Genomic DNA, 22,890 nt, shown 5'->3' on the forward strand with positions numbered 1-22,890 from the left:
CAGCACTATGAACGACAACATCTCGACGTTGCTGAACTTCCTCCCACAGCTGTGGGAGGGAGTTCAGACAACCATCATCCTCACGGTTCTCGGCAGCATCGGGGCCGTGCTCATCGCCCTCATCCTGGGTCTGACGATGACCTCGCCGAGTGCCTGGCTGCGCATCCCGGCGCGCATCATCGTCGAATTCTTCCGCGGCACCTCATTGCTCGTCCAGCTGTTCTGGCTGTTCTACGTGCTGCCGCTCCTCGGCGCCGACCTCGACCCCATGGCCTGTGGCATCGGCGCGCTGGCGCTCAACTACGGAGCCTATTCCGCCGAGGTGGTCCGGTCCTCGATCAAGACCGTGGCCCCCGGGCAGTGGGAGGCCGCGATCGCGCTCAGCCTCTCCCCCACCCGCCGGATGATCCGTGTGATCTTCCCGCAGGCCTGGGCGCTCATGATCCCTTCGATCGCGACCTTGCTCATCCAACTTCTCAAGGGCACGGCGGTCGTCTCCTTCATCACTCTCTCCGACCTCACCGATAAGGTCGGCCAGCTGCGCCAGTCGACCGGTGACACGATGTTCGCCTTCTCGATCGGTCTCCTCATCTACTTCGTGCTGGCCTGGCTGCTCCAGGAATTCATGAACTTCCTCGAACGCAGGGCCACAGCTGCGCTGGGTCGCAGGCGCTCGAACTCACGGACCGATCGCCGCGACGCCCGGCGTGCGGCCCGGTCCGATGCCGCACGTGCGAAGGGAGGCACCCTGTGATCTGGAACTGGGAATTCGCCGCCGAAGCACTGCCGATCCTGCTGCGTGGGTTCGTCAACACGCTCATCGCCACCGTCGTCGGCACCGTCATCGCCGCGATCCTCGGACTCATCCTCGCCGTCGCCATCCGCGGACTGCCGCGGTGGATCAACTGGCTCGTCCGTCTCATCGTCGCGTTCATCCGCAACACCCCGCTGGTCGTCCAGCTGCTGTTCGTCTACTTCGGGTTCTCGGACATTCCGGGTCTCGTCGACATCCCGGCTCTCGTCGTCGGCTTCATCGTCATCGGCATCCACTATTCGACCTACATGTCCGAAAGCTACCGAGCCGGGATCGATGCCGTACCGCCGGGACAGTTCGAAGCGGCCACCGCCCTGTCGCTGCCGCCGGTGCGCACGTTCACCGCGATCGTGCTCCCGCAGGCGCTGCGGGCGACGATCCCGTCGTTGGGCAACTACGCGGTCGCGATGTTCAAGGACACACCGTTCCTGTTCGCGATCTCCGTCGTCGAGCTCGTCACGGCCGCGAAGGAATTCGGCGGTTCGACCTTCGCCTATACGGAAGCCTTCACGCTGGCCGGCATCATCTTCCTCGCCGCCAGCTACCCGACCTCACTGCTCATTCAGAGATTGGATCGACGTCTTGCCACCTACTGAGAACACCCCAGCCACACCAACCGACACCGGCACACCGGCGATCGAGTTCACTGACGTGGAGAAGAGCTTCGGGCCGACCACGGTGCTCAAGAACCTCAACTTCACGGTGGCTCCCGGCGAGCGCGTCACCCTCATCGGACCCAGCGGATCGGGCAAGACGACGATCCTGCGGCTGGTGATGACCCTCGAAGAGCTCACCGGCGGCTACATCTTCGTCGACGGTCAGCCGCTGACGTTCGAAGAGCGCGACGGCAAGCGGGTCGAGCTGCCGAAGAAGCGCACCCGCGAGATGACCACGCGCATCGGCATGGTCTTCCAGCAGTTCAACCTGTTCCCGAACATGACCGTGCTCGAGAACATCATCGAAGCCCCCGTGCACGTGCTCGGCAAGTCCAAGGCCGACGCGACCAAGGAAGCCAAGGAGCTGCTCGAACGCGTGGGCCTCGCCGACAAAGCCGGGGCGCACCCGACTCGCCTCTCCGGCGGTCAGCAGCAGCGTGTGGCGATCGCCCGGGCCCTGGCGATGAACCCGGAGATCCTCCTCCTCGACGAGGTCACCTCGGCGCTCGATCCGGAACTCGTCGGCGACGTGCTCGAAGTGCTGCGCGATATCGCCGAGACCACGGATATCACGATGCTGCTGGTCACCCACGAGATGCAGTTCGCCCGCGACGTCTCACACCGGGTGATGATGTTCGACGGCGGTCAGGTGCTCGAAGAGGGTCCGCCGGATCAGATCTTCAACAACCCGCAGCACGAACGCACCCGCAAGTTCCTCTCGAGCGTGCTCTGATCCCCAGCGTGCTCTAGTCCGCCGCAGCTGCCGCGTCGTCCGCCTCTCCGGCGAGCTGGACGAAATGGATCGCGGTCTCGCCGAACGTCTTCGCGCGGAAGACTTCGAGCCCGTCGGGCATCGTCGGCTCCGGCGAGCGCGCAGCACGTTCGACGACGACGATGGACTCCATGTCCAGGTGTGTGCGCAGACGCCTGAGGATCTGCGTGACAGCGTCCTCCCCCAACGGGTACGGCGGGTCCATGAACACGAGGTCGAAGACCCGCGACTCCGGATTCTCCGGTCCGGGCAGTCCGGCGAGGAACTGGAGCACGTCCCCGGCGTGGACTGTCGCGGAGTGGTCGAGTCCGAGCTTGTCGGCATTGGCCTGCAGCGAGCGGATCGAAGCGAGCGAGGAATCGACGAAGTCGACCTGTGCGGCACCCCTCGACATCGCTTCGAAGCCCAGCCCGCCGGAACCGGCGAAGAGGTCGAGGACGTTCGCGGCCGGCACCACCCCGTAGCCGTCGAGCATGGAGAACAGGGACTCCTTGACCCGGTCGGACGTCGGTCGGGTGTTCGCCCCCGACGGGGAGGTGAGTCTGGCGCCCTTGTGTGCTCCGGCGATGATTCTCATGTCTGCCTCCTCAGCCTGCCTCGATGAAGTGCGCGTCGTCCTCGGGCAGGACGCGCCTGATGAAGGCCTTGAGCGCAGGCACCGCCTCGAGGGTGGGGTCGACGGCGACGATCTGTTCGGCGATCGTCTTCGCTTCGGCCACGATCTCGGAGTCGCGGAGGATCGAAAGGTGCCGCAGCGAGGATCCGCCCCATTGGGAGCCGCTGAGCACATCGCCTTCGCCCCGGGAGTCGAGGTCGTATTCGGCCAGGGCGAATCCGTCGAGCGTGTCGGCCACCGCCTGCAGTCGCCCATAGCTCTCGTCCTCAGCACTCATCTCGGTGAGCAGGAAGCACATGGCGGAGCTGCCGTCACGGCCGACGCGTCCGCGCAGCTGGTGCAGCTGTGCGACACCGAAGTTCTCGGCTTCGATGATGACCATCATCGTCGCCCGCGCCACGTCGACGCCGACCTCGATGACCGTCGTCGAGACGAGGATGTCGATATCGCCTCCGACGAAGTCCGCAAGCACCCGGTCCTTCTCCGCCGTCGACATCCGACCGTGCAGCAGACCGAACGTCAGACCAGCCAGTTCCGGGGTCTCAGACAGCTTCCGTGAGATGTCTTCGATGCCCTGCTTCTGTCCGACGACGTCCCCGGACTCCGGATCTTCGATGTCCGTCGGTTCGATTCGCGGGAAGACGACGAAGACTCCCTTCCCAGCCTCGGCGGTCTGCCGCATGAGCTGACGCACCCGGACGTACCAGGCAGGCTGGTCGACGATCGGCACCACATGAGTGGCGATGTCCTTCGGCCCGGCGGGCATCTCCTTCAAGGTCGAGATATCGAGGTCGGCGAAGACCGTCATCGCCACGGTGCGCGGGATCGGCGTCGCCGACATCACGAGAGTGTGCGGCGTCGTGTCCCCGCCCTTGGCCCGCAGCGCTTCCCGCTGCTCGACACCGAACCGGTGCTGTTCGTCGACGACGATGAGGCCGAGGTCGGAGAACATCGTCGACTCCGACAGCAGCGCATGCGTGCCGACGACGATGTCGATGTTGCCGGCGACGAGGTCGAGGGCGAGTTCGCGACGCTCTTTCGCCGGCATCGACCCGGTCATCAGCGCCACTGTCACCTGATCATCATCGGACAGCAGCGGAGACAGCGCCATCTGCTCGTCGAGGAAGGTCTGAATCGAATGGAAATGCTGAGTGGCGAGCACCTCGGTGGGGGCGAGCATGGCGGCCTGGGCACCCGAGTCGACGGCGGTGAGCATGGCCCGCAGCGCCACAAGCGTCTTACCGGAACCGACATCACCGTGGAGGAGCCGGTGCATCGGCCGGTCCGCAGCCATGTCCTCAGAGATCTCCTCACCGACCCTGACCTGGGATGCGGTGAGAGTGAAGGGCAGGTCTGCATCGAAGCGGCGGCTCTTCGCGCCTTGGGTCAGCAGCGGTGTCGCCTTCTCGTCAGCCAGCTTCGCCTTGCGGGCGGCGAATTCGGTCTGCAGGGCGAGAGCTTCTTCCCACTTCCACCGCAGCCGGGCCCGCTCGACGTCCTCGATCGTCCGCGGCCGATGCATGTCCTCGAGAGCTGTGCGCAGATCCGGCAGCTCGTGAGCGTCCCGCAGTCCTTTCGGCAGCGGATCCTCGAACTCCTCGGGACCGGCGACGGTGAGCAGGGTCTTGATCGAACTCCACAGCCGGGACTGCGCGATCTTCTTCACGGCCGGGTAGATCGGGAACGGCGAGTTGAGGTCCTCGGGAGTCCACTCATGATCATCCTCGGTGCGGTTGAGCCACACGGGAGACGCCAGGGTCAGCTGCCCGCGGAACGATTCCACCTTGCCGCCGAAGACAACGGTCAGTCCCGGCTTCAGCGCCTTCCCCAACCAGTGCTGGTTGAAGAACGCAATCTTCATCGACTGTGTTCCGTCATGGACGATGACTTCGGTGATCGTGCCTTTCCGCTGCTTCATCCGCCGCGTGTCGACCTTGATGACTTCGGCCTGGATGATCGCAGTCTCACCGAGCGGCAGATCTCCGAGCTCCGTGTGCTCCCCCGGCACGAGGTAGCGCCGAGGGAAGAAGCGGAAGAGGTCGGTGACCGAATGCACCCCGCGCTGGGCCAGGTTCTTCCGATCGGCCGGCCGGAAGTTGTCTTCGAGCCGGGTCCTCATTCGACCCCCATGATCACGAGCACCCCGGAGTCTCTGGCATCGATGTCCTGGAAGTGGACGGTCTCATGTGACTTCTGGATCCAGTCCCGCAGATGGTCGAGCACCTCGGGTGCGCAGTCGGGTCCGTAAACGACGGTGAGCAGCTCTCCACCGGCCCCGAGCAGCCGATCGGCGAGCTTCTCGACCAAGGTCCGCAGCTCCGTGCTCTGGGTCTTCGCGCGGCCTTCGATGAACACCCGGTAGAACTGCGCCGGATGAGCCGCCACAGCCGTGCCCCCACCCGCGCCAGCACCCGGAACGCCGACCGCAGTCGATCCTTCGTCCTCGGCAACGGCCGGCAGCATCCCGGTCGGCGGGTCGGAGGCGAGCTGATCGGCCGAATAGATCGTGCCCACTCTGGTGCCCGCGGCGGCTTCGGTCATATCCGCGAAGATCTCCCCCGCCGGAGCGAAGGGATCGTAGACGGCCAGGGCCGAGAGCAGGGTGCCGACGTTGCGGGAGCGCACGACATGCGCGCCCAGCCCGGTCAGGGACTTCAGCGCCGAGGTGGAGCTGGGGATGACGATGACCTCCCGGTCCTCGGCGGCGATGAGTTCGGACATCGTCTCGAACAGGTCCCCCACCTCCGGAGTCAGCGCCGTGGCCCCGTTGAGCGCAGTGTGCATGAGCAGCCCCGTGCCCTTGACCAGGGCGATGAGCTTCGTCTCCCCTTCCTGCTCGTGCATCCGCAGGTCTTCCATATCGAGCCGGGCGATCCCATATTCGCCGAGGCGGTCGATGACGGTCGCGGCGGTCGTCTCGTCGGCGACGTGGACGTGGACCTTGGCCGCGTTGATGACGATCGAGGTCCCGCCGAGGCGGTCGAGATCCTCGGCGAGCGAGTCCGTGGGGGTATCAGCGAGGATGGCGACGATCTCGAGTTCATCCGCGGTGGCTTCGTGGATGATCTTCGGTGGGCGGGCCACCTCGGCGAGCATCGAATCCTGCGGTGTCCGACCGGTGACGGTGGCGTAGAGGAGGTCGAAGAGTTCGACGATTCCCGTCGATCCGGCGTCGACGACCTCGGCCTCGCGCAGCACGGTGAGCTGTCCGGTGGTCTCCCGCAGGGCAGACCGGGAGCGTTCCCGCACGGCCGCGATGACGTCGATCAGCTCGGCTCCGTCGTCGGCGTGCTCGCGTGCCTCGGTGGCCATGGCGTCGAGCACGGTGAGCATGGTGCCGTCGACGGGGCGGGCGACGGCGGCCCGGGCCCGGTCGGAGGCGGTCTCGAGGGCGGTGGCCATGGCGTCGGCGGTGGCGACGGTGACTCCGGCCAGGGCATCGGCGACTCCCTGCAGGGCGACGGCGAGGATGAGTCCGGAGTTGCCGCGGGCGCCGCGTCCGGCTCCGGCGGCGAGTGCGGCGACGACCTGTGGGAGGGTGACGGGGCCGGTGAGCTCTTCGACGGCGAGGTAGGCGGCCCGCAGAGTGTGGTACATGTTCGTACCCGTATCGCCGTCGGGGACGGGGAAGACGTTGAGCTCGTCGATCTCGGTGCGCTCCTTGCGCAACCGGTCGACCGCGCGGCGGGCCCAGCGCGCGGCCAGACGACCGTTGAGGCTGATGGCGTTGCTCATGTCACTTCCCGAAATGGCTGAAACCGCTCGCCGGCACGGGGGTGCCGTCGAGGCTGACATCGTCTCCGGTGCGGATCGCTCCGATTCTCCGCCAGCCTACTCCAGGGTCCTGACGCGACGGCGCCGACGCGGCGAAGCCGTGGTCTTCTCCCCCGTCGAGGACCCAGGACAGTGCCAGGTCCTCCGCCGTCGTGGCCGTACCGGTCGTACCGTTCGCATCGCCTGTCCCACTCGCCGTTCGGGCCTCGAGCACGAATTCGGCCGCCGGCAGCAGCGGGTCGATGAGCTCGCGGAGCAGGGCCGACTCGAGGTCGATTCCCACCCCCGAGGCGGTCGCCACCCGGGCGAGGTCGAGGCTGAGTCCGTCGGAGACGTCGATCATCGCCGAGGCTCCGATCGTGGCCAGTGCTCCGTAGTCGGGCCGTGGCGCCAGTTGGGTCTCGATGAGTGATCGCAGCTCAGGTCCGACGGTGTCGCGTCGCGCTCCGGCGAAGAGCAGGTCGAGGCCGGCGGCCGCTCGCCCAACGGTCCCGGCCAGAAAGAGCGCGTCTCCGGGCCGGGCACCGGAGCGCAGGATCTCGTGGCCCTTCTCCACCGTCCCGAGCGCGGTGATGGCGATGACGATGAGGCGCGACGAGGACAGGTCCCCGCCGATGATCGGCACGGTGCAGTCCAAAGCCGTCCCCGCTCGTGCCGCTTCGTCGATGAGACCGGCGTACAGGGCTTCGAGGCAGGCGATGTCCGTGTCATCGGGAACGGCCAGGGACACGAGCAGTCCGTGCGGGGTCGCGCCCATGGCGCAGACGTCGGCGAGGTTCTGGGCCGCTGCCTTGACTCCGAGCTGCCCCCAGTCCAACCACACACGGGTGAAGTCCTCGTTCTCCACGAGCATGTCCGCCGTCGAGACGAGCTGACCATCCGGTGCGGTCACGGCCGCATCGTCTCCGGGTCCGACGATCACCTGTGCGCTGCTGGGATTGCGGGTGAGCACGCGGGAGATGATGTGTGATTCGCCAAGTTCGGACAGTCGGGTCATGGCTCCAGGTTATCGGGCGATACGGTAGTCCTATGAGATCTCGCTCTGCTTCGACGCGCCGCAGCGCCCGGCCCGCGCACCGTCGCCGTTCTCTCACCGTCGTCGCGCTGGCCACGGTGCTCACCGGTCTGGCAGTCACCGGGTGTTCGCGGACCGTCATCGTCGAACCCGCCGAGGACGCGGCGAATCCGAAGTGTGCCGACATCATGCTCACCCTGCCCGATGAGATCTCGGGTGAGAAGGCTCGCACGACCTCCTCGCAGGGCACGAAGGCGTGGGGAGATCCCAATGTCGCGGTGCTGCGCTGCGGAGTCACTCCTCCCGGCCCGACGACCGATCAGTGCGTGAGCGTGTCCGGGGTCGACTGGATCTCGAAACCGGTGGACGACGACGATTCGACGTGGAGGTTCACCAGCTACGGTCGCACACCGGCGGTCGAGGTGCTCGTCAACCGCAAGGCCGAGTCCGGCAACGATGTGCTCGCCGCGATCTCACCGACACTGTCGAAGATCCCGCCGGAGCACGAATGCGTCGGCGCGGAGGACATCACCGACTAGAGCCCGCCCGCCGCGGACGCGATTGCGCCGCATATGGCGCCCCGTCTCACTTCGCGCGGGAGTGGTCGATCAGGGCGATCGAGATGAGTTCGCCGATGAGTTCGGAGTAGTCGAGTCCCGACTGCGCCCACATGAACGGGTACGCCGAGGTGGGGGTGAACCCGGGCAGGGTGTTGAGTTCGTTGATGACGACGTCTCCGGTGTCCGTGACGAACGTGTCGACGCGGGCGAGTCCGGTGCAGTCGAAGAGGCGGAACACCGAGGCGGCCAGATCCTGAACCCGGGCCGTCACCGTCTCGTCGAGGTCGGCCGGACAGGTGACCTCGGCGGCGGCGAGGTCGAGGTACTTGGCGTCGAAGTCGTAGAAGGAATGATCTCCGCTCACGCGGATCTCGCCCGGTGCGGACACGCGCAGGTCCGTGTCATGGAGGGAACCGAGCACGGCGCATTCGACCTCACGGCCGCTGACCTCGGGTTCGACGATGACCTTGGAGTCGTGTTCGAACGCACCGAGCAGGGCGGCTTCGAGGTCGGCGGCTTCGGCGACCCGGCTGACTCCCATGGACGATCCGGCGCGGGCGGGTTTGACGAAGACGGGCAGGCCGAGCCCGGCCACTCGGTTCTCGGCCTCGGCGCGGTCTGCGGCCCACATCGTCTCGGTCACGAGTTCCCACGGGCAGGTCGGGATTCCGGCCTGAGCCATGAGCGACTTCGTGAAGTGTTTGTCCATGCTCGCGGCGGAGGAGAACACTCCGGAGCCGACGAATGCGGTGTCGCTGAGTTCGAACAGTCCCTGCAGGGTTCCGTCCTCACCGAAGCGTCCGTGCAGGAGCGGGAAGAACACGTCGACCGCACCCAGTTCGGTGCAGGTGCCCTCGGCATCCCGGTGCAGCAGAGGCGCCCCGTCGGCGGAGACCGGAGGGATCACCTCGGTGCCGTTGTCCGTGACTTCGGGCATGGCGTCGGGATCGAAGCGCATGCTCGCCCAGTCGTCGACGACCCGCCACACGCCGGTCTTCGTGATGCCGATCGGCAGGACGTCGAAGGCCTGGGAGTCGATGGCACCGATCACTCCGGCCGCGGTGACGCAGCTGACGGAGTGCTCACTCGAACGGCCTCCGAAGAGGACTGCGACACGGGGCCGGTGATCGTTGTCTGCCATGAGTTTCCTTTGAACTGGTACTCCCGCGCACTGGGACCGGGCACGGGGTGCGCACAGCGGGTCAGGTGTGCGCGGACTGAAAGACTCTAGCTCACTTGACCTCGAACGTGCATTCCAGCCACGCGCGGCCGATGCCCTTGAAGAACATGTTGAAGCCGGCGAAGGCAGGTGACGCGGATTCGTCGATGCCCAGCGGTTCGGCCAGAGCGGTGACGATGAAGAAGTAACGGTGCGGTCCGTGGCCCTGCGGCGGGGCGGCACCGACGAAGCGGGGTTCGCCGGCATCGTTGCGCAGGGTCACGGCTCCGCCGGGCAGGAGGTCGGCGGCCGGATCGCCGGCATTGGCCTCCAGGCTCGTCACCGAGGCGTCGAGGTCCGTGACGACCCAGTGCCAGAAGCCCGACCCCGTCGGAGCGTCGGGGTCATAGCAGGTCACGGCGAAGGCCTTGGTCTCTGCCGGGAAACCGGACCACGACAGCTGCGGGGAGACGTCCTCACCGCCGGGCACGCCCATGGCGCCGGAGAGCTGGGGGCCGCTGAGCACTCCACCGTCGTCGATGTCGGTGCTGGTCAGCGTGAAGGTCGGAAGTTCGGGAAGGTTGAAGAACGGTGAGTTGGCGCTCATGGGTGCTCCTAATTGTCCAGCGATCGGCCTGAGACGGGCTTCGCCTCAGGCTGGCGGTCCTTCGTGCTTACGTTTCCGAGACAACAGCAATCCGGCGAGTTCGTCAACCTGCAGCTGTCCGTTCAGCACTGCGCAGACCGCCTCGGTGATGGGCAGGTCGACGCCGTTGCGTCGGCCCAGGGCGAGGACGGCGGGGGCGGATTTCACACCCTCGGCTGTCTGTGAGGTGTGGGCGATGACGTCCTCGAGGCTCATCCCCTCACCGAGGTGGCGCCCGAAGGTGCGGTTGCGTGACAGGGGAGAGGCGCAGGTGGCCACGAGGTCGCCGAGTCCGGCGAGCCCGGACAGAGTGTGCGCCTCGGCGCCCATGGCCGCAGCCAGGCGAGAGGTTTCGGCGAGACCGCGGGTGATGATCGAGGCCTTCGAGTTGTCGCCGAGCTTCTGCCCGTCGGCGATGCCCACGGACAGGGCGATGATGTTCTTGATCGCACCGCCGATCTCGACGCCGACGACATCGGTGTTCGTATACGGCCGGAAGTACGCGTTCGCGCTGATCTCCGCGACCACCTCGGCGGTGGTGATGTCGGACGAGGCGACGACGGTGGCGGTGGGCTGCCGGTCGGCGATCTCACGGGCGAGGTTCGGACCCGAGACGACGGCGATCTGGGATTCGGCGACCTCGGCGACCTCGGCGATGACCTCGGACATGCGCTTTCCGGTGTCGACCTCGATGCCCTTCATCAGGCTCACGAGCTTCACACCCTCACGCAGGTGCGGCTTCCAGCGGGTGAGGTTCTCCCGCAGGGTCTGGGCGGGAACGGCGAGGACGATGACCTCGGCATCGGTGACGGCGGCGATGTCGTCAGCGGTCGCGCTCAGCCCCTCGGGCAGAACCCGTTCGCCCAGATAGCGCTCATTGGTGTGCATGGAGTTGATCTCCGCGGCGACCTCGGGGCGGCGAGCCCACAGGGTGACGGGGAAACCGGCGTCGGCGATGACCGCGGCGTAGGTGGTTCCCCACGATCCGGCTCCGAGGACGGTGATCTTGTCGACGCTCATTCGCCAGACTCCTTAGCTGTGAAACGCTGCGGCAGTTCGCGTTCGGACAGTTCGGCCACCATCGCCGCCACGGTGTTCTTCACTCGTTGGGAGAGGTCTCCCATCGTCTTCTTCTCATGCCGGCGATCCCACAGATCCGAATAGTCGATGGCGGGACCGAAGGCGACGACCGAGTCGTGGCTGAAGGGACGGAAGCGGACCTTCTTCTGCCCACGCGGGTAGACCGTGTCCAGTCCCCAATGGGCGACGGGGACGATCGGCGCTCCGGTCTCGAGCGCCAGCCGAGCGGTGCCGGTCTTGAAGTGCTGCGGCCACAGCTGCGGGTCCTTCGTCAAGGTGCCCTCGGGATAGATGACGACGGTCTGACCGTTGGCCAGGGCCTGTTTAGCATATGCCAGGGAGTCCCCGGCCTGCGCCGAGGCACGCAGCACCGGGATCTGCCCGATGCGCTTGAGGATGACGCCCAGGGCACCTGTGAACAGTGTCGACTTCGCGAGGAAGTGCGGCATCCGTCCGTGGCGCTTGAGCGCCAGTCCCACGAGGATCGGGTCGAGATGGTTGGCATGGTAGGCGGCGACGATGATGCCCGTCCCGGCCGGCGGCAGGTGCTCGGTCCCCCGCACGCTCATCCTCGTGGCCGTGCGCATGAGCCCGAAGGCCGCCGTGGCGGCGACGGTGCCCGCCCGGTTCTGCGAGCGCACCGAGGCGGGGTCGAACGCGACGAGGGGCTTCGGCTCGTGGGCGGCCCGGGGCGAGGGTTCAGCCCTCATGCGGACACCTCGGCGCCGAGTCCGATGAGCTTGTCGAGGAAGTTCTCGTAGCCGCGGTTGATGAGTTCGATGCCGTGGACTTCGCTCGCGCCCCGGGCGGCCAGAGCGGCGATGAGGTGGCTGAAGCCGCCGCGCAGATCGGGGACGTCGATGCGGGTGCCCCTGAGGTCGGTGGGCCCCGAGATCACGGCCGAGTGCTGGTAGTTCCGCCTCCCGAAGCGGCAGGGGGTGCCGCCGAGGCATTCGCGGTAGAGCTGGATCTGCGCACCCATATCACGCAGGGCGTCGGTGAAGCCGAACCGGTTCTCGTACACGGTCTCATGGATGATCGACAGCCCCTCGGCCTGAGTCATCGCGACGACCAGCGGCTGCTGCCAGTCGGTCATGAAGCTGGGGTGGACGTCGGTCTCCAGCGCGAAGGATCGGAGTTTGCCGCCGGGATGGCGGAAGCGGATGCCGTTCTCCTGCACCTCGAATTCGCCGCCGATCTTGCGGAAGACGTTGAGGAAGGTGATGAGCTCCGGCTGGCTGGCGCCTGCGACGAAGATGTCTCCGCCGGTGGCGAGTGCCGCCGAGGCCCAGGACGCGGTCTCGTTGCGGTCGGGCAGGGCGCGGTGGGTGAACCCACGGAGGGTGTCGACGCCTTCGATGCGCACCACACGCTCGGTGTCGACGGTGATGATCGCGCCCATCTTCTGCAGCAGCGCGATGAGATCCATGATCTCGGGTTCGATGGCCGCACCCCGCAGCTCGGTCACGCCTTCGGCGCGCACCGCGGTCAGCAGCACCTGTTCGGTGGCTCCGACGGAGGGGTAGGGCAGTTCGACCTTCGTTCCCTGCAGGCGGCTGTGTGCCTTGAGCATGATGCCGCCGGGGGTCTTGTCGACCACGGCTCCGAACTTGCGGAGCACATCGAGATGGAAGTTGATGGGGCGGTCGCCGATATGGCAGCCGCCGAGGTCGGGGATGAACGCCTGACCGAGGCTGTGCAGGAGAGGTCCGCAGAAGAGGATCGGGATGCGTGAGGAACCGGCGTGGGCGTCGATGTCGACGATCGAGCCCTGGGCCACTTCGGCCGGGTCGAGGTGGAGTTCACCGTCGGGCTGGTCGCCGTCGGGCCCCGAGGTGACGCGGACTCCGTGGAGTTCGAGGAGTCCGGTGACGATCTCGACGTCGCGGATCTGGGGCACGCCGCGCAGCACGGATGGGGTCTCGCCGAGCAGAGAGGCCACCATCGCCTTGGGCACCAGGTTCTTGGCGCCGCGGACGCGGACGGTGCCGTCCAGCGGGTTTCCCCCACGTACTTCGAGCATGTTCCTCCCTGATTCCGATGATCGGATCCGGGCGGGCTCCCACCCGGAGACGGTGCTCGCTGATTGCGGCGGGCACCGTCCTAGACTAACCCAGCCGACGGTGTCCCACCGATTCGCCTAAGCCGGCCCCGAGGTCGCGCCCGACCGTGACGGCGGGCCGCCTCGGTGGGGGTCCGATGGCGGCGGTGGCCCGCCTCGGCGAGTCTCAGACCTTGGCGGGCAGGGTCGTGGGCTTGAAGGCGAAGCGGGAGGATTCGTAGGCGACGATCTCGTCTTCCTTGGCCAGGGTGAGGCTGATGTCATCGTGGCCTTCGAGCAGGCGCCAGCGCGTGTAGTCGTCGATCTGGAAGGACACGGTGACGGTGTCGCATGTCACGGTCTTCTCGTTCAGATCCACGGTGATCGGGGTGCCGGGATGATTCTCGAGGATCTTCCAGATGAGCTCGATATCGGCCTGTTCCAGCTGAGCGGCCAGCAGGCCCTCCTTGCCGGAGTTGCCCCGGAAGATGTCGCCGAAACGGGAGGACAGGACGACGCGGAAGCCATAGTCCTTGAGCGCCCAGACGGCGTGCTCGCGGGAGGATCCGGTGCCGAAGTCGGGGCCGGCGACGAGGACGGAGCCGGACGCGAAGTTCGGGTCGTTGAGGACGAAGTCGTCACTGGTCCGCCAGCGGTAGAACAGGGCGTCTTCGAATCCGGTGCGAGTGACGCGTTTGAGGAACTTCGCGGGGATGATCTGGTCGGTGTCGATATTGGATCGGCGCAGAGGAACGCCGATGCCGGTGTGGGTGGTGAACGCTTCCATGACGGTCTCCTCCTACTTCAGTCGTTCGCCGAGACGGGTGTCAGGGTCAGGGACAGGCGGTCGTCGGCCCATTCCACGGGTTCGGCGTCCCGCGGCAGGTCGGCGACATCACCCGGAGAGGACAGGGTGCCGCGCACGGCGGTGGCCGCGGCCACGAGCGGGGAGACGAGATGGGTGCGTCCGCCCTTGCCCTGGCGGCCTTCGAAGTTGCGGTTCGAGGTCGAGGCGCAGCGTTCGCCGTCGGCCAGCTGGTCGGGGTTCATGCCCAGACACATCGAGCAGCCGGCGAAGCGCCATTCGCCGCCGAAGTCCTTGAAGATGACGTCGAGGCCCTCGTCTTCGGCCTGGAGGCGGACCTTCGCGGAGCCGGGGACGACCATGAAGCGGACGTTGTCGGCCTTCTTGCGTCCGCGGACCACCTCGGCGGCGGCCCGGAGGTCTTCGATCCGGGAGTTCGTGCACGAGCCGAGGAAGACGGTGTCGACTTCGATCTCGCGCAGCGGCGTGCCCGGGGTCAGCCCCATATAGGCCAGCGCATTGGCCGCGGCTGCCTTGTCGTTCTCGTCGGCGAAGTCGTCGGGACTGGGCACGGAAGCCGACAGCGGCAGGCCCTGGCCGGGGTTCGTGCCCCACGTGACGAACGGTTCGATGTCTTCGGCCTTGAGGACCACCTCGGCGTCGAATTCCGCGCCTTCGTCGGTGTAGAGGGTCTTCCAGTACTCGACGGCCGCGTCCCAGTCTTCGCCCTCGGGGGCATGCGGTCGGCCCTTGACGTAGTCGAAGGTCGTCTCATCGGGGGCGACCATTCCGGCGCGGGCGCCGGCTTCGATCGACATGTTGCAGATCGTCATCCGGGCTTCCATCGACAGCTGGCGGATGGCCGAACCGCGGTATTCGAGCACGTAGCCCTGTCCCCCGCCGGTGCCGATCTTCGCGATGATCGCGAGGATGATGTCCTTCGCGCTCGAGCCCTCGGGCAGATCGCCGTCGACGGTGATCGACATCGTCTTGAAGGGCTTGATGCTCAGCGTCTGGGTGGCGAGGACGTGCTCGACCTCGGAGGTGCCGATGCCGAAGGCGAGCGCCCCGAAGGCACCGTGGGTGGAGGTGTGCGAGTCGCCGCAGACGACGGTGGTGCCCGGCTGGGTCAGGCCCAGCTGCGGCCCCACGACGTGGACGATGCCCTGGTCGGCGTCACCGAGGCTGTGCAGGCGGATGCCGAATTCCTCAGCGTTCTTGCGCAGCGTGTTGATCTGCGTGGCCGAGGTGGGTTCGGCGATCGGCTTGTCGATGTCCCACGTCGGGGTGTTGTGGTCCTCGGTGGCGATGGTGAGGTCGGGGCGGCGCACGGGGCGCCCGGCGAGTCGGAGTCCGTCGAAGGCCTGCGGGCTGGTCACCTCGTGGACGAGGTGGAGGTCGATGTAGATAAGGTCCGGCGCACCGTCAACACCTCGTGAGACGACGTGATCGGCCCAGACCTTCTCGGCCAATGTGCGTGGCATGGTTCCTCCCGCCGGTGCAGGGATCTCTGCACCCGATGTAGACCTGACGGGCCGAGGTACGACCGCGTCGATGAACTGCTGAGTGCGCACTGGAGTGAGTGCGTATTCGAAATCTACTCGCCCGTATCGCAATGCGAACTTGCATCTCGCCCACTGAGACGCGCACAATGGTGCCTATGACAAGCAATGGTAGCGGCGTCGGGGTCATCGACAAGGCCGCAATGGTTCTCTCCGCACTTGAGGCCGGCCCCGCCTCTCTCGCCGAGCTGGTGACGCTGACCGGACTGGCACGTCCCACTGCCCACCGCCTGGCTGTTGCCCTTGAATTCCACCGCATCGTCGGCCGCGACCTGCAGGGACGCTTCGTCCTCGGGCCGCGCCTGGCCGAGCTGTCCTCGGCCGCCGGAGAGGACCGTCTGCTGGCCGCGGCCGGGCCCGTTCTGGGCCAGCTGCGGGATCAGACGGGTGAGTCCGCTCAGCTCTTCCGCCGCCAGGGCGATCTGCGTCTGTGCGTGGCCGCGGCCGAGCGCCCCGTGGGTCTGCGCGACTCCGTGCCGATCGGTGCGACCCTGTCGATGCGCGCCGGCTCGGCCGCTCAGGTGCTGCTGGCCTGGGAGGAGCCGGACCGTCTGCACACGGGCCTGCGCGGTGCCCGATTCTCCGCGACCATGCTCTCCGGGGTCCGTCGCCGAGGATGGGCTCAGTCGATCGCCGAACGTGAGCGCGGCGTCGCCTCGGTGTCGGCTCCCGTGCGCGGGCCGAGCAACCGCGTGGTCGCCGCGGTCTCGATCTCCGGACCGGTCGACCGGCTCACCCGCCAGCCCGGTCGGCTGCATGCGAAGTCGGTCATCGACGCCGCACGTGCGCTGACCGAAGCACTCGTGCGCGGCTGAGCGCTGCCGCACTCTTACGGGCCCGGGAGAATCCTCTCCCGGGCCCGCTGTCTGTACTATGGCCCCATGATCGCCGCTCAGAGACGCAATATCATCGTCAACACGATCGAGCGAGACGGCGCCGTCTCCATCACCTCCCTGTCGGAGAAGCTCGACACCTCGGCCGTGACCATCCGCCGTGACCTCGATCAGCTCGCCGAGGAGGGCAGGCTCGTCCGCACTCACGGCGGTGCCGTGCTGGCATCGAGCGCGCGGGAGTAGAGCTATGCGGAGAAGCTCGAGCAGGCGCTGGCCGAGAAGACGGCGATCGCTCGCGCCGCTGCGGCGCAGGTGCGCAACGGCGATGTCGTCGCACTCGGCCCCGGGACGACGACCGAGCTGCTGGCCAAGGAGCTCGTCACGCGCTCAGGTCTGCGCGTGGTGACGAATTCCCTGCTCGTCGCCGAGGCCATGGCCTCCTCCCCCGACAACGAGGTCATCGTCGTCGGCGGTCTGCTGCGCCATTCCATTCGGGCCTTCGTCGGCGGCGCCACGGTGTCACAGCTGCTCGGTCTGCGCGCCGATACCGTCTTCCTCTCCGGCAACGGTCTGGCCGCGGACTTCGGCCTGTCGACTCCGGCGTTCCCCGTCGCCGACACGGACCGAGCGATGGCCGCCGGGGCGGGACGCGTCACCGCCCTCGTCGATCACACGAAGGTCGGGCTCCGCTCATCGGTGCTCACCGTCCCGACCGAACAGATCCAGCAGCTCATCACCGACTCGAAGAGCTCGGAATCCGAACTCACGGCCCTGCGCAAGGCAGGCGTCGAGGTCGAGGTCGTCTGACCTGCCGACCAAACGATCAAAACTGTTCAGGTTCGATCACTAGCGATCAGGCTCACAATCCTCTAAAGTGTCCACTCGGGTGTCACACACCACACGCATCCATGCATTGACGCATTTTGAAACCGTGCACTGACGCATATGGAGGAACCTTGGAAGCAATCCGCTTGGACGCACAGTGGATCGACTATCTGCTGATAGCGATCTACTTCATCTTCGTCCTCGGCATCGGGTGGTTCGCCAAACGCGGGATCTCCTCGAGCATCGAGTTCCTCCTCTCCGGACGGAGCCTCCCTGCATGGGTCACGGCTCTCGCGTTCGTCTCGGCCAACCTCGGCGCCGTGGAGATCATGGGCATGTCCGCCACGGGCGCCCAGTACGGCATGCCGACGATGCACTACTTCTGGATCGGTGCGGTCCCGGCGATGCTGTTCCTCGGTGTCGTGATGATGCCCTTCTACTACGGTTCGAAGGTCCGGTCGGTTCCGGAGTTCATGCGCAGACGCTTCGGCACGGGCGCCCACCTCGTCAACGCGCTGTCGTTCGCCGTCGCACAGCTGCTCATCGCCGGCGTCAACCTGTTCCTGCTCGGCACGATCGTCAACCGCCTGCTCGGCTGGCCGCTGTGGATCACGCTCATCGTCGCCGCCGCCATCGTCCTGTCCTACATCACCCTCGGCGGGCTGAGTGCGGCGATCTACAACGAGGTGCTGCAGTTCTTCGTCATCGTCGCAGCTCTCCTGCCGCTGACCCTCATCGGACTCAACCGCGTCGGAGGTTGGGACGGACTCGTCGACAAGGTGAGCAATGACGGAATGCTCGGCGCCGAACAGCTGAGCAGCTGGCCGGGCGAGCAGCTCTCCGGCTTCTCGAACCCCGTGCTCTCGGTCGTCGGCATCGTCTTCGGCCTCGGCTTCGTGCTGTCCTTCGGCTACTGGACGACGAACTTCGTCGAGGTCCAGCGCGCCATGGCTTCGAAGTCGATCAACGCCGCGCGCCTGACCCCGATCATCGGCGCCTTCCCGAAGATGCTCATCCCCTTCATCGTCGTCATCCCCGGCATGATCGCCGCGGTGCTCGTTCCGCAGATGACGCAGTTCAAGGAGGTCTCGGCCAACATCGACGAGGCGACCGCGCTCGAACAGACGGGCGTGACCTACAACGATGCGCTCCTGCTGCTCATGCGCGAAGTCCTGCCCAACGGCCTCCTCGGTGTGGCGATCGCCGGCCTCCTCGCCGCGTTCATGGCCGGCATGGCCGCGAACATCTCCGCATTCAACACCGTCTTCAGCTACGACCTGTGGCAGCAGTACGTGGTCAAGGACCGCGACGACGACTACTACCTGAAGATCGGCCGGTGGGCGACGATCGGCGCCTGTGTCGTCGCGATCTTCACCGCTCTCATCGCGGGCAACTTCTCCAACCTCATGGACTACCTGCAGACGCTGTTCGGCTTCTTCAACGCCCCGCTGTTCGCCACGTTCATCCTCGGCATGTTCTGGAAGCGGATGTCGGCGACCGCCGGTTGGGTCGGGCTCGTCGGCGGCACACTCTCGGCCGTGTTCGTATTCATCCTCGCCGAGACCGGCGTCCTCGACCTGCCCGGCCAGGGTGCCGCATTCCTCGCGGCCAGCACGGCGTTCGTCGTCGACATCGTCCTGTCCGTGATAGTCACCCTGTTCACCACGCCGAAGCCCGCCGCGGAGCTGCGCGGACTCGTCTACTCGGAGACCCCGAAGTCCGACTTCGAGGACCTCAGCGAACCGAAGCCGCCGTTCTGGAAGCGCCCCGTGCCCGTCGCGGGTGTCGCCCTGGTGCTCGTCATCATCCTCAACGTGACCTTCGGCTAAAGGAGCCAGAGACCCATGAGCAATTCCAACCAACAGACCAAGACCGCAGGCGCCTTCGACGTCCGCAACTTCATCGGTGCGCTGTTGGCGATCTTCGGCATCATCCTCACGATCGCCGGAATCGTTGGCTTCACTCCCGACGAAGCCGAGCGCACCGGCGGGGTCGATGCAAACCTGTGGACCGGGATCGGTCTCGTCATCGCCGCGGCCGTCTTCCTCATCTGGGCGCGGCTGCGTCCGCTCCGGATCGTCGAGACACCCGACGAAAGTACGGACACCGGCACCGAGGCAGCCCCCGACACGAACTGATCCCCTGAGTCCGCGCGGGGTCGGCTGATTCCCTATGCCCGCGCGGGGTCGGGTCAGAGTCCTGCCATCGCGCTCAGAGTCGCGACATCGCCGCGACAACCTCGGGGATGTCCGCGACCGGCACGGCCCTCGATCCGTTCTCGAGGACGAGGAGTCGGGCACCTGGAATTTCCCGGGCGAGCGCCTCTGCATTGCCGACAGGAAAGAAAGGATCGCGTCGACCGTGCACGACCAGCGTCGGCACCCGCAGCTGTGGCAGTCGTTCTCGCCAGCGTGGCCGGCAGTCGAGGCGAGAGAACACCATCCCCAGCTGATCGGCCCGGTGAGACTCCGGATTCGAGTCCTGCGTCCGTTCCCAGATGCGGGCCGCGACGTCGCGGGCCTCCGCGGGATCGTCGCCGAGGATCCGTGCTCCTTCGGCCATGAACTCGGCCGCCTCGTCGCCGTCCGACCAATCCGGCTGCGGTCGGGTGAAGAGCGAACCCATGGTGGCCTGATCATGATCCGGCAGGTCATCGTCGACGGGTCCGGGTGCTACCGGTCGGGTGCCGATGAGAGTGAGTGCCGAGAACGCATCCGGATGGTCGAGAGCCGCGACCTGCGCGACCATTCCACTGATGCCGATTCCCGCCAGATGAGCGGGTCGGCCGTCGAAGGCTCGAGCGAGTTCGGCGGCATCGGCGGCGAGGTCTCGCAGAGTGTAGTCCGGTGATTCGAGGTCACCATGGCTCGAGGTCCCGGCATCGCGGAGGTCGCAGCGCACGACGTGGCGTCCCTGCGCAGCCAGCTGCACGCACAGAGCATCGGGCCAGGACAGCATCGTCGGAGCGCCGAGGCAGAGAACCAGCGGCGCATCCGCCCCGCCGAACTCCTCGACGCCGAGGCTCACCCCATTGACGTCGCAGATATCCATGCCGCTCCCCCGCCCCTCCGAGTCCATCCTCATCTGAGGTTCCAGCATGAACCGTGGAGGTTCGGGTGGTCAACGCTGTGCGCATGCCCGGCCGCAGCCGAATCAGCGGCTCAGTCGAAACAGGTTCAGTCGAAACGGGCAGCGCCGCGACCCGCGCTGACGGCGAAGATGTCCGGTTCCCTAAAGCCGTGGTCGGCGAATGCTGCGGTGACGGCGTCGCCGACCATGTCGACCTGATCTGCGTGGATGAGCGCGATCCCCGAGCCGCCGAAGCCGCCGCCGATCATTCGCGCCCCAAGCGCTCCGGCTCCCATCGAGGCGGCCACCGCCACGTCGAGTTCGACGCACGAGACCTCGTAGTCGTGCTGCAGAGATTCGTGGGAGGCCACCAGCAGGTCGCCGAGGGCACGGATGCGCGCGTCATGTTCGTCGCCGGTTGATCGCTCGTTGTCCTCGAGCAGTTCGACGGTGGATCGGACTCGCGCGTTTTCGGCGATGACGTGTCGCACGCGCTTGCGCTGCTCCTCGGTCAGTTCGCTCAGGTCGACGTCGTCGGGGAGTTCCCGCAGGCTGTCGACGCCGAAGATCGCGGCGGATTCCTCGCAGGTCCTCCGCCTGGCGCCGTACCCGCTTTCGCTGTGCGAGTGCGAGACCTTCGAGTCGATGACGAGGAGTCGCAGCCCCTCGGCGTCGAGGTCGAATGGAATCTGGCGGGCGCTGAGGTCCCGGCAGTCGAGGAAGAGTGCATGCCCGGCCTCGGTCATGATCGAAGCAGCCTGGTCGACGATTCCCGTCGGTGCACCGACGAAGTCGTTCTCTGCTCTCTGTGTCAGCAGGACCTTCTCCCGGTCGTCGAGGCCGAGGTCGTACACCTCGTCGAGGGCGATGAGCACCGCGACTTCGAGGGCGTGAGATGACGACAGTCCGGCGCCGACGGGCACGGTGGACTCGATATAGAGGTCGACACCGCCGACGATCGTGCCGGTCGTTTTGGCGATCTCATCGACGACGCCCGCGGCGTGGCTCAGCCAGCCTGGCAGGGTACCGGGCGCGAGGTCAGCGGCCGTGAACTGGCCGGACAGGCGCTGCCCGGTGTCATCGCGATGGTCGGAGACGATGCGGATGCTCTCCCCGCGCCGAGGCGGCTCCACGGTTCCCGTGTCCTCTATTACCTCGGCGCGCCGCCCTGCCACGTCCACGTCTCGCCCATCAGCGACGTTGGCGGGTTGCCGGCCGATGGCGACGTACACGGCCCGGTCGATGGCGATGGGCAGGACGAAGCCCAAGTTGTAATCGGTGTGTTCGCCGATGACGTTCACCCGACCGGGTGCACGGAAGGATCCGAGCGGCCGGTACCCGAACAGGGCTTCGAACTCCTCGGCGAGGTGGTCGGGGGTCGGCGCGGATACGGCCTCGGGGGTCTCTGTGGTCATGAACGATCGCCTTCCGGGTCGAACGCCGCAGCCGTGCTCGCGTTCGCGCTCACGGGTACGGCCGCCTCGGCGAGGGGTTCCGGGGTCACCGCACGCAGCCTGGCTGCGGTCTCCTCGGCGGAGACGTCGCCGACGAAGGCGCCCATCGCGGTCTCCGAACCGGCGAGGAACTTCAGCTTGTTCTCCGCCCTCCGCGGGCTCGTGATCTCGAGGTGGAGCCATTCGGCCAGGCGGTCGGCACTGTTGACCGGTGCCTGGTGCCAGGCCGCAATATACGGTGTGGGGCTCGGGTAGAGTCCGTCGATGCGTCTCAGCACCTCCGGATAGACGCGCGCCAGGTCGTCGCGTTCGGTCTCGTCGAGCTCGTCGACGCTTCCCACCTGGCGGTGCGGAACGACGTGGACTTCGATCGGCCACCGGGCCGCGAAGGGCACGAAGGCGGAGAAGTGATCGGTCTCGAGGATCATCCGCTCCCCTGCCTCGCGTTCGAAAGCGAGCACATCGCCGAGCAGCGGTCGCCCGGTCCGGCGCAGGTGGTCATGCGCCCGCGCCGAGGTGATCGCGGTGTGCGGGGTGACATAGGGGTAAGCATAGATCTGTCCGTGCGGATGATTCATCGTCACCCCGATCTCCTCCCCGCGGTTCTCGAACATGAAGACCTGCTCGATGCCCGGCAGGGCAGAGAGTTCGGCGGTCCTGTCGGCCCAGGCGTCGATGACGGTGCGGGCACGTGCGGTGCCGAGTCCTGCGAAGGAGCCGGTGTGCTCCGAGGAGAAGACGACGACTTCGCAGCGTCCGTACCCCGGTCCCGACAGCGCAGAGGTCACGGTTTCGGCGGAGGCGGCGGCCGCCTCGGCGAAAGCGGTGTCCACGCTCTGAGGGGACGGAACATCACCGAGGTCGGGGCCGAGGGACGGGAAGCGATTCTCGAAGACGGCGACGTCGAAGTCCCCGGCCGGGATCTCCGTGGGACGGTCCGGCGTCGACGGGCACAGCGGACATTCGGCGGCGGCGGGCAGGTGGGTGCGGGTCTGCCGGTGAGTGGCCACGGCGACCCATTCTCCGGTGAGGACGTCGAAGCGCAGGGTGCCGCTGTCGGGTCGCGAATCGTGCGGCCGGGGGTCAGCGGCGATCGTCGGTGCAGGTGAGTCGAGGTCCTGGAAGAACAGGATCTCACGACCGTCGGACAGGTTCGCCATTTGATGCGACGCCGGCATCAGACCTCCCAAAAGTTATCATTTTCGATCA

At 66.8% G+C, this 22,890-nt stretch carries 23 protein-coding genes; 9 read left to right on the forward strand and 14 right to left on the reverse strand.

The features are described 5' to 3' along the window. The first annotated feature begins 7 nt into the window (after window positions 1–7). The 3 genes from ehuC to ehuA are packed head-to-tail and all read left to right on the forward strand — an operon-like array spanning window position 8 to window position 2,203. Window positions 8–754: an ectoine/hydroxyectoine ABC transporter permease subunit EhuC gene (gene ehuC, locus CXR29_RS11710; protein ID WP_101553656.1), complete on the forward strand. Its 747-nt coding sequence runs from the start codon at window positions 8–10 to the stop codon at window positions 752–754. Further along, entirely contained in the window at window positions 751–1,410 is a 660-nt protein-coding gene (gene ehuD / locus CXR29_RS11715; protein ID WP_025777337.1) for an ectoine/hydroxyectoine ABC transporter permease subunit EhuD, read from the forward strand. The genes ehuC and ehuD overlap by 4 nt, the downstream gene beginning before the upstream one ends. After that, on the forward strand, window positions 1,397–2,203 hold the full coding sequence (gene ehuA / locus CXR29_RS11720; RefSeq protein ID WP_051505038.1) for an ectoine/hydroxyectoine ABC transporter ATP-binding protein EhuA: 807 nt from the start codon (window positions 1,397–1,399) through the stop codon (window positions 2,201–2,203). Before ehuD ends, ehuA begins: the two co-directional genes overlap by 14 nt. A 13-nt stretch (window positions 2,204–2,216) precedes the next feature. Here ehuA and rsmD read toward each other — a convergent pair whose 3' ends face one another. From rsmD to thiL, 4 genes are read right to left on the reverse strand one after another with little or no spacing between them, the layout of a single operon-like run. Further along, a complete protein-coding gene (rsmD, locus tag CXR29_RS11725) occupies window positions 2,217–2,819 on the reverse strand; it encodes a 16S rRNA (guanine(966)-N(2))-methyltransferase RsmD (RefSeq protein WP_127364598.1) in 603 nt (200 codons plus the stop codon). A 10-nt stretch (window positions 2,820–2,829) separates the two neighbouring features. After that, window positions 2,830–4,977 carry an ATP-dependent DNA helicase RecG gene (locus tag CXR29_RS11730; protein WP_127364599.1) on the reverse strand — a complete coding sequence of 716 codons (2,148 nt, stop codon included), beginning with the start codon at window positions 4,975–4,977 and terminating at the stop codon, window positions 2,830–2,832. Beyond that, complete coding sequence (locus tag CXR29_RS11735) at window positions 4,974–6,593, reverse strand: DAK2 domain-containing protein (protein ID WP_127364600.1); 1,620 nt, start codon at window positions 6,591–6,593, stop codon at window positions 4,974–4,976. Before CXR29_RS11735 ends, CXR29_RS11730 begins: the two co-directional genes overlap by 4 nt. 1 nt (window position 6,594) lies before the next feature. Then, window positions 6,595–7,629 carry a thiamine-phosphate kinase gene (thiL, locus tag CXR29_RS11740; RefSeq protein WP_127364601.1) on the reverse strand — a complete coding sequence of 345 codons (1,035 nt, stop codon included), beginning with the start codon at window positions 7,627–7,629 and terminating at the stop codon, window positions 6,595–6,597. Between the two features lie 32 nt (window positions 7,630–7,661). On the opposite strand from thiL, the gene CXR29_RS11745 reads away from it, so the two are divergent. Next, on the forward strand, window positions 7,662–8,186 hold the full coding sequence (locus tag CXR29_RS11745; protein ID WP_127364602.1) for a DUF3515 domain-containing protein: 525 nt from the start codon (window positions 7,662–7,664) through the stop codon (window positions 8,184–8,186). 46 nt (window positions 8,187–8,232) lie between these two features. Here CXR29_RS11745 and CXR29_RS11750 read toward each other — a convergent pair whose 3' ends face one another. The 7 genes from CXR29_RS11750 to leuC form a co-directional block, all read right to left on the reverse strand. Further along, the gene (locus CXR29_RS11750) at window positions 8,233–9,348 is read right to left on the reverse strand and encodes a D-alanine--D-alanine ligase family protein (RefSeq protein ID WP_127364603.1); all 1,116 of its coding nucleotides are present in this window, start codon (window positions 9,346–9,348) and stop codon (window positions 8,233–8,235) included. Between the two features lie 91 nt (window positions 9,349–9,439). Next, entirely contained in the window at window positions 9,440–9,973 is a 534-nt protein-coding gene (locus CXR29_RS11755) for a YbhB/YbcL family Raf kinase inhibitor-like protein (RefSeq protein ID WP_025777345.1), read from the reverse strand. Window positions 9,974–10,018: 45 nt separating this feature from the next. Then, the gene (locus tag CXR29_RS11760; protein WP_127364604.1) at window positions 10,019–11,032 is read right to left on the reverse strand and encodes an NAD(P)H-dependent glycerol-3-phosphate dehydrogenase; all 1,014 of its coding nucleotides are present in this window, start codon (window positions 11,030–11,032) and stop codon (window positions 10,019–10,021) included. Further along, window positions 11,029–11,802 carry a lysophospholipid acyltransferase family protein gene (locus tag CXR29_RS11765; RefSeq protein WP_127364605.1) on the reverse strand — a complete coding sequence of 258 codons (774 nt, stop codon included), beginning with the start codon at window positions 11,800–11,802 and terminating at the stop codon, window positions 11,029–11,031. Before CXR29_RS11765 ends, CXR29_RS11760 begins: the two co-directional genes overlap by 4 nt. Continuing rightward, window positions 11,799–13,115: a UDP-N-acetylglucosamine 1-carboxyvinyltransferase gene (gene murA / locus CXR29_RS11770; protein WP_101553649.1), complete on the reverse strand. Its 1,317-nt coding sequence runs from the start codon at window positions 13,113–13,115 to the stop codon at window positions 11,799–11,801. Before murA ends, CXR29_RS11765 begins: the two co-directional genes overlap by 4 nt. Window positions 13,116–13,320: 205 nt before the next feature. Then, the gene (leuD, locus tag CXR29_RS11775; RefSeq protein WP_025777349.1) at window positions 13,321–13,920 is read right to left on the reverse strand and encodes a 3-isopropylmalate dehydratase small subunit; all 600 of its coding nucleotides are present in this window, start codon (window positions 13,918–13,920) and stop codon (window positions 13,321–13,323) included. Between the two features lie 17 nt (window positions 13,921–13,937). Further along, window positions 13,938–15,422, reverse strand: a complete 1,485-nt coding sequence (gene leuC, locus CXR29_RS11780; protein ID WP_127364606.1) for a 3-isopropylmalate dehydratase large subunit — start codon at window positions 15,420–15,422, stop codon at window positions 13,938–13,940. 176 nt (window positions 15,423–15,598) lie between these two features. On the opposite strand from leuC, the gene CXR29_RS11785 reads away from it, so the two are divergent. The 5 genes from CXR29_RS11785 to CXR29_RS11805 all read left to right on the forward strand — a co-directional run bounded on the left by CXR29_RS11785 (window position 15,599) and on the right by CXR29_RS11805 (window position 19,296). Next, entirely contained in the window at window positions 15,599–16,315 is a 717-nt protein-coding gene (locus tag CXR29_RS11785) for an IclR family transcriptional regulator (RefSeq protein WP_025777351.1), read from the forward strand. A 66-nt stretch (window positions 16,316–16,381) separates the two neighbouring features. Then, entirely contained in the window at window positions 16,382–16,576 is a 195-nt protein-coding gene (locus tag CXR29_RS11790; RefSeq protein ID WP_127364607.1) for a DeoR family transcriptional regulator, read from the forward strand. Between the two features lie 27 nt (window positions 16,577–16,603). Beyond that, the gene (locus tag CXR29_RS11795) at window positions 16,604–17,140 is read left to right on the forward strand and encodes a DeoR/GlpR family DNA-binding transcription regulator (RefSeq protein WP_127364608.1); all 537 of its coding nucleotides are present in this window, start codon (window positions 16,604–16,606) and stop codon (window positions 17,138–17,140) included. Window positions 17,141–17,289: 149 nt separating this feature from the next. Beyond that, window positions 17,290–18,987, forward strand: coding sequence for a sodium:solute symporter family protein (locus tag CXR29_RS11800; RefSeq protein ID WP_127364609.1), 1,698 nt, complete (start codon window positions 17,290–17,292; stop codon window positions 18,985–18,987). 15 nt (window positions 18,988–19,002) lie between these two features. Then, entirely contained in the window at window positions 19,003–19,296 is a 294-nt protein-coding gene (locus CXR29_RS11805; protein ID WP_127364610.1) for a hypothetical protein, read from the forward strand. Window positions 19,297–19,369: 73 nt separating this feature from the next. On the opposite strand, the gene CXR29_RS11810 is transcribed toward CXR29_RS11805, so the two are convergent. The 3 genes from CXR29_RS11810 to galT form a co-directional block, all read right to left on the reverse strand. Further along, window positions 19,370–20,209, reverse strand: a complete 840-nt coding sequence (locus CXR29_RS11810) for an alpha/beta fold hydrolase (protein WP_127364611.1) — start codon at window positions 20,207–20,209, stop codon at window positions 19,370–19,372. A 125-nt stretch (window positions 20,210–20,334) separates the two neighbouring features. Next, a complete protein-coding gene (gene galK / locus CXR29_RS11815) occupies window positions 20,335–21,642 on the reverse strand; it encodes a galactokinase (RefSeq protein ID WP_127364612.1) in 1,308 nt (435 codons plus the stop codon). Further along, a complete protein-coding gene (gene galT / locus CXR29_RS11820; RefSeq protein ID WP_241241431.1) occupies window positions 21,639–22,841 on the reverse strand; it encodes a galactose-1-phosphate uridylyltransferase in 1,203 nt (400 codons plus the stop codon). The genes galK and galT overlap by 4 nt, the downstream gene beginning before the upstream one ends. Window positions 22,842–22,890: the final 49 nt, after the last annotated feature.

The organism is Brevibacterium linens, assembly GCF_003999335.1.
In the GTDB taxonomy this organism is placed as follows: domain Bacteria; phylum Actinomycetota; class Actinomycetes; order Actinomycetales; family Brevibacteriaceae; genus Brevibacterium; species Brevibacterium linens.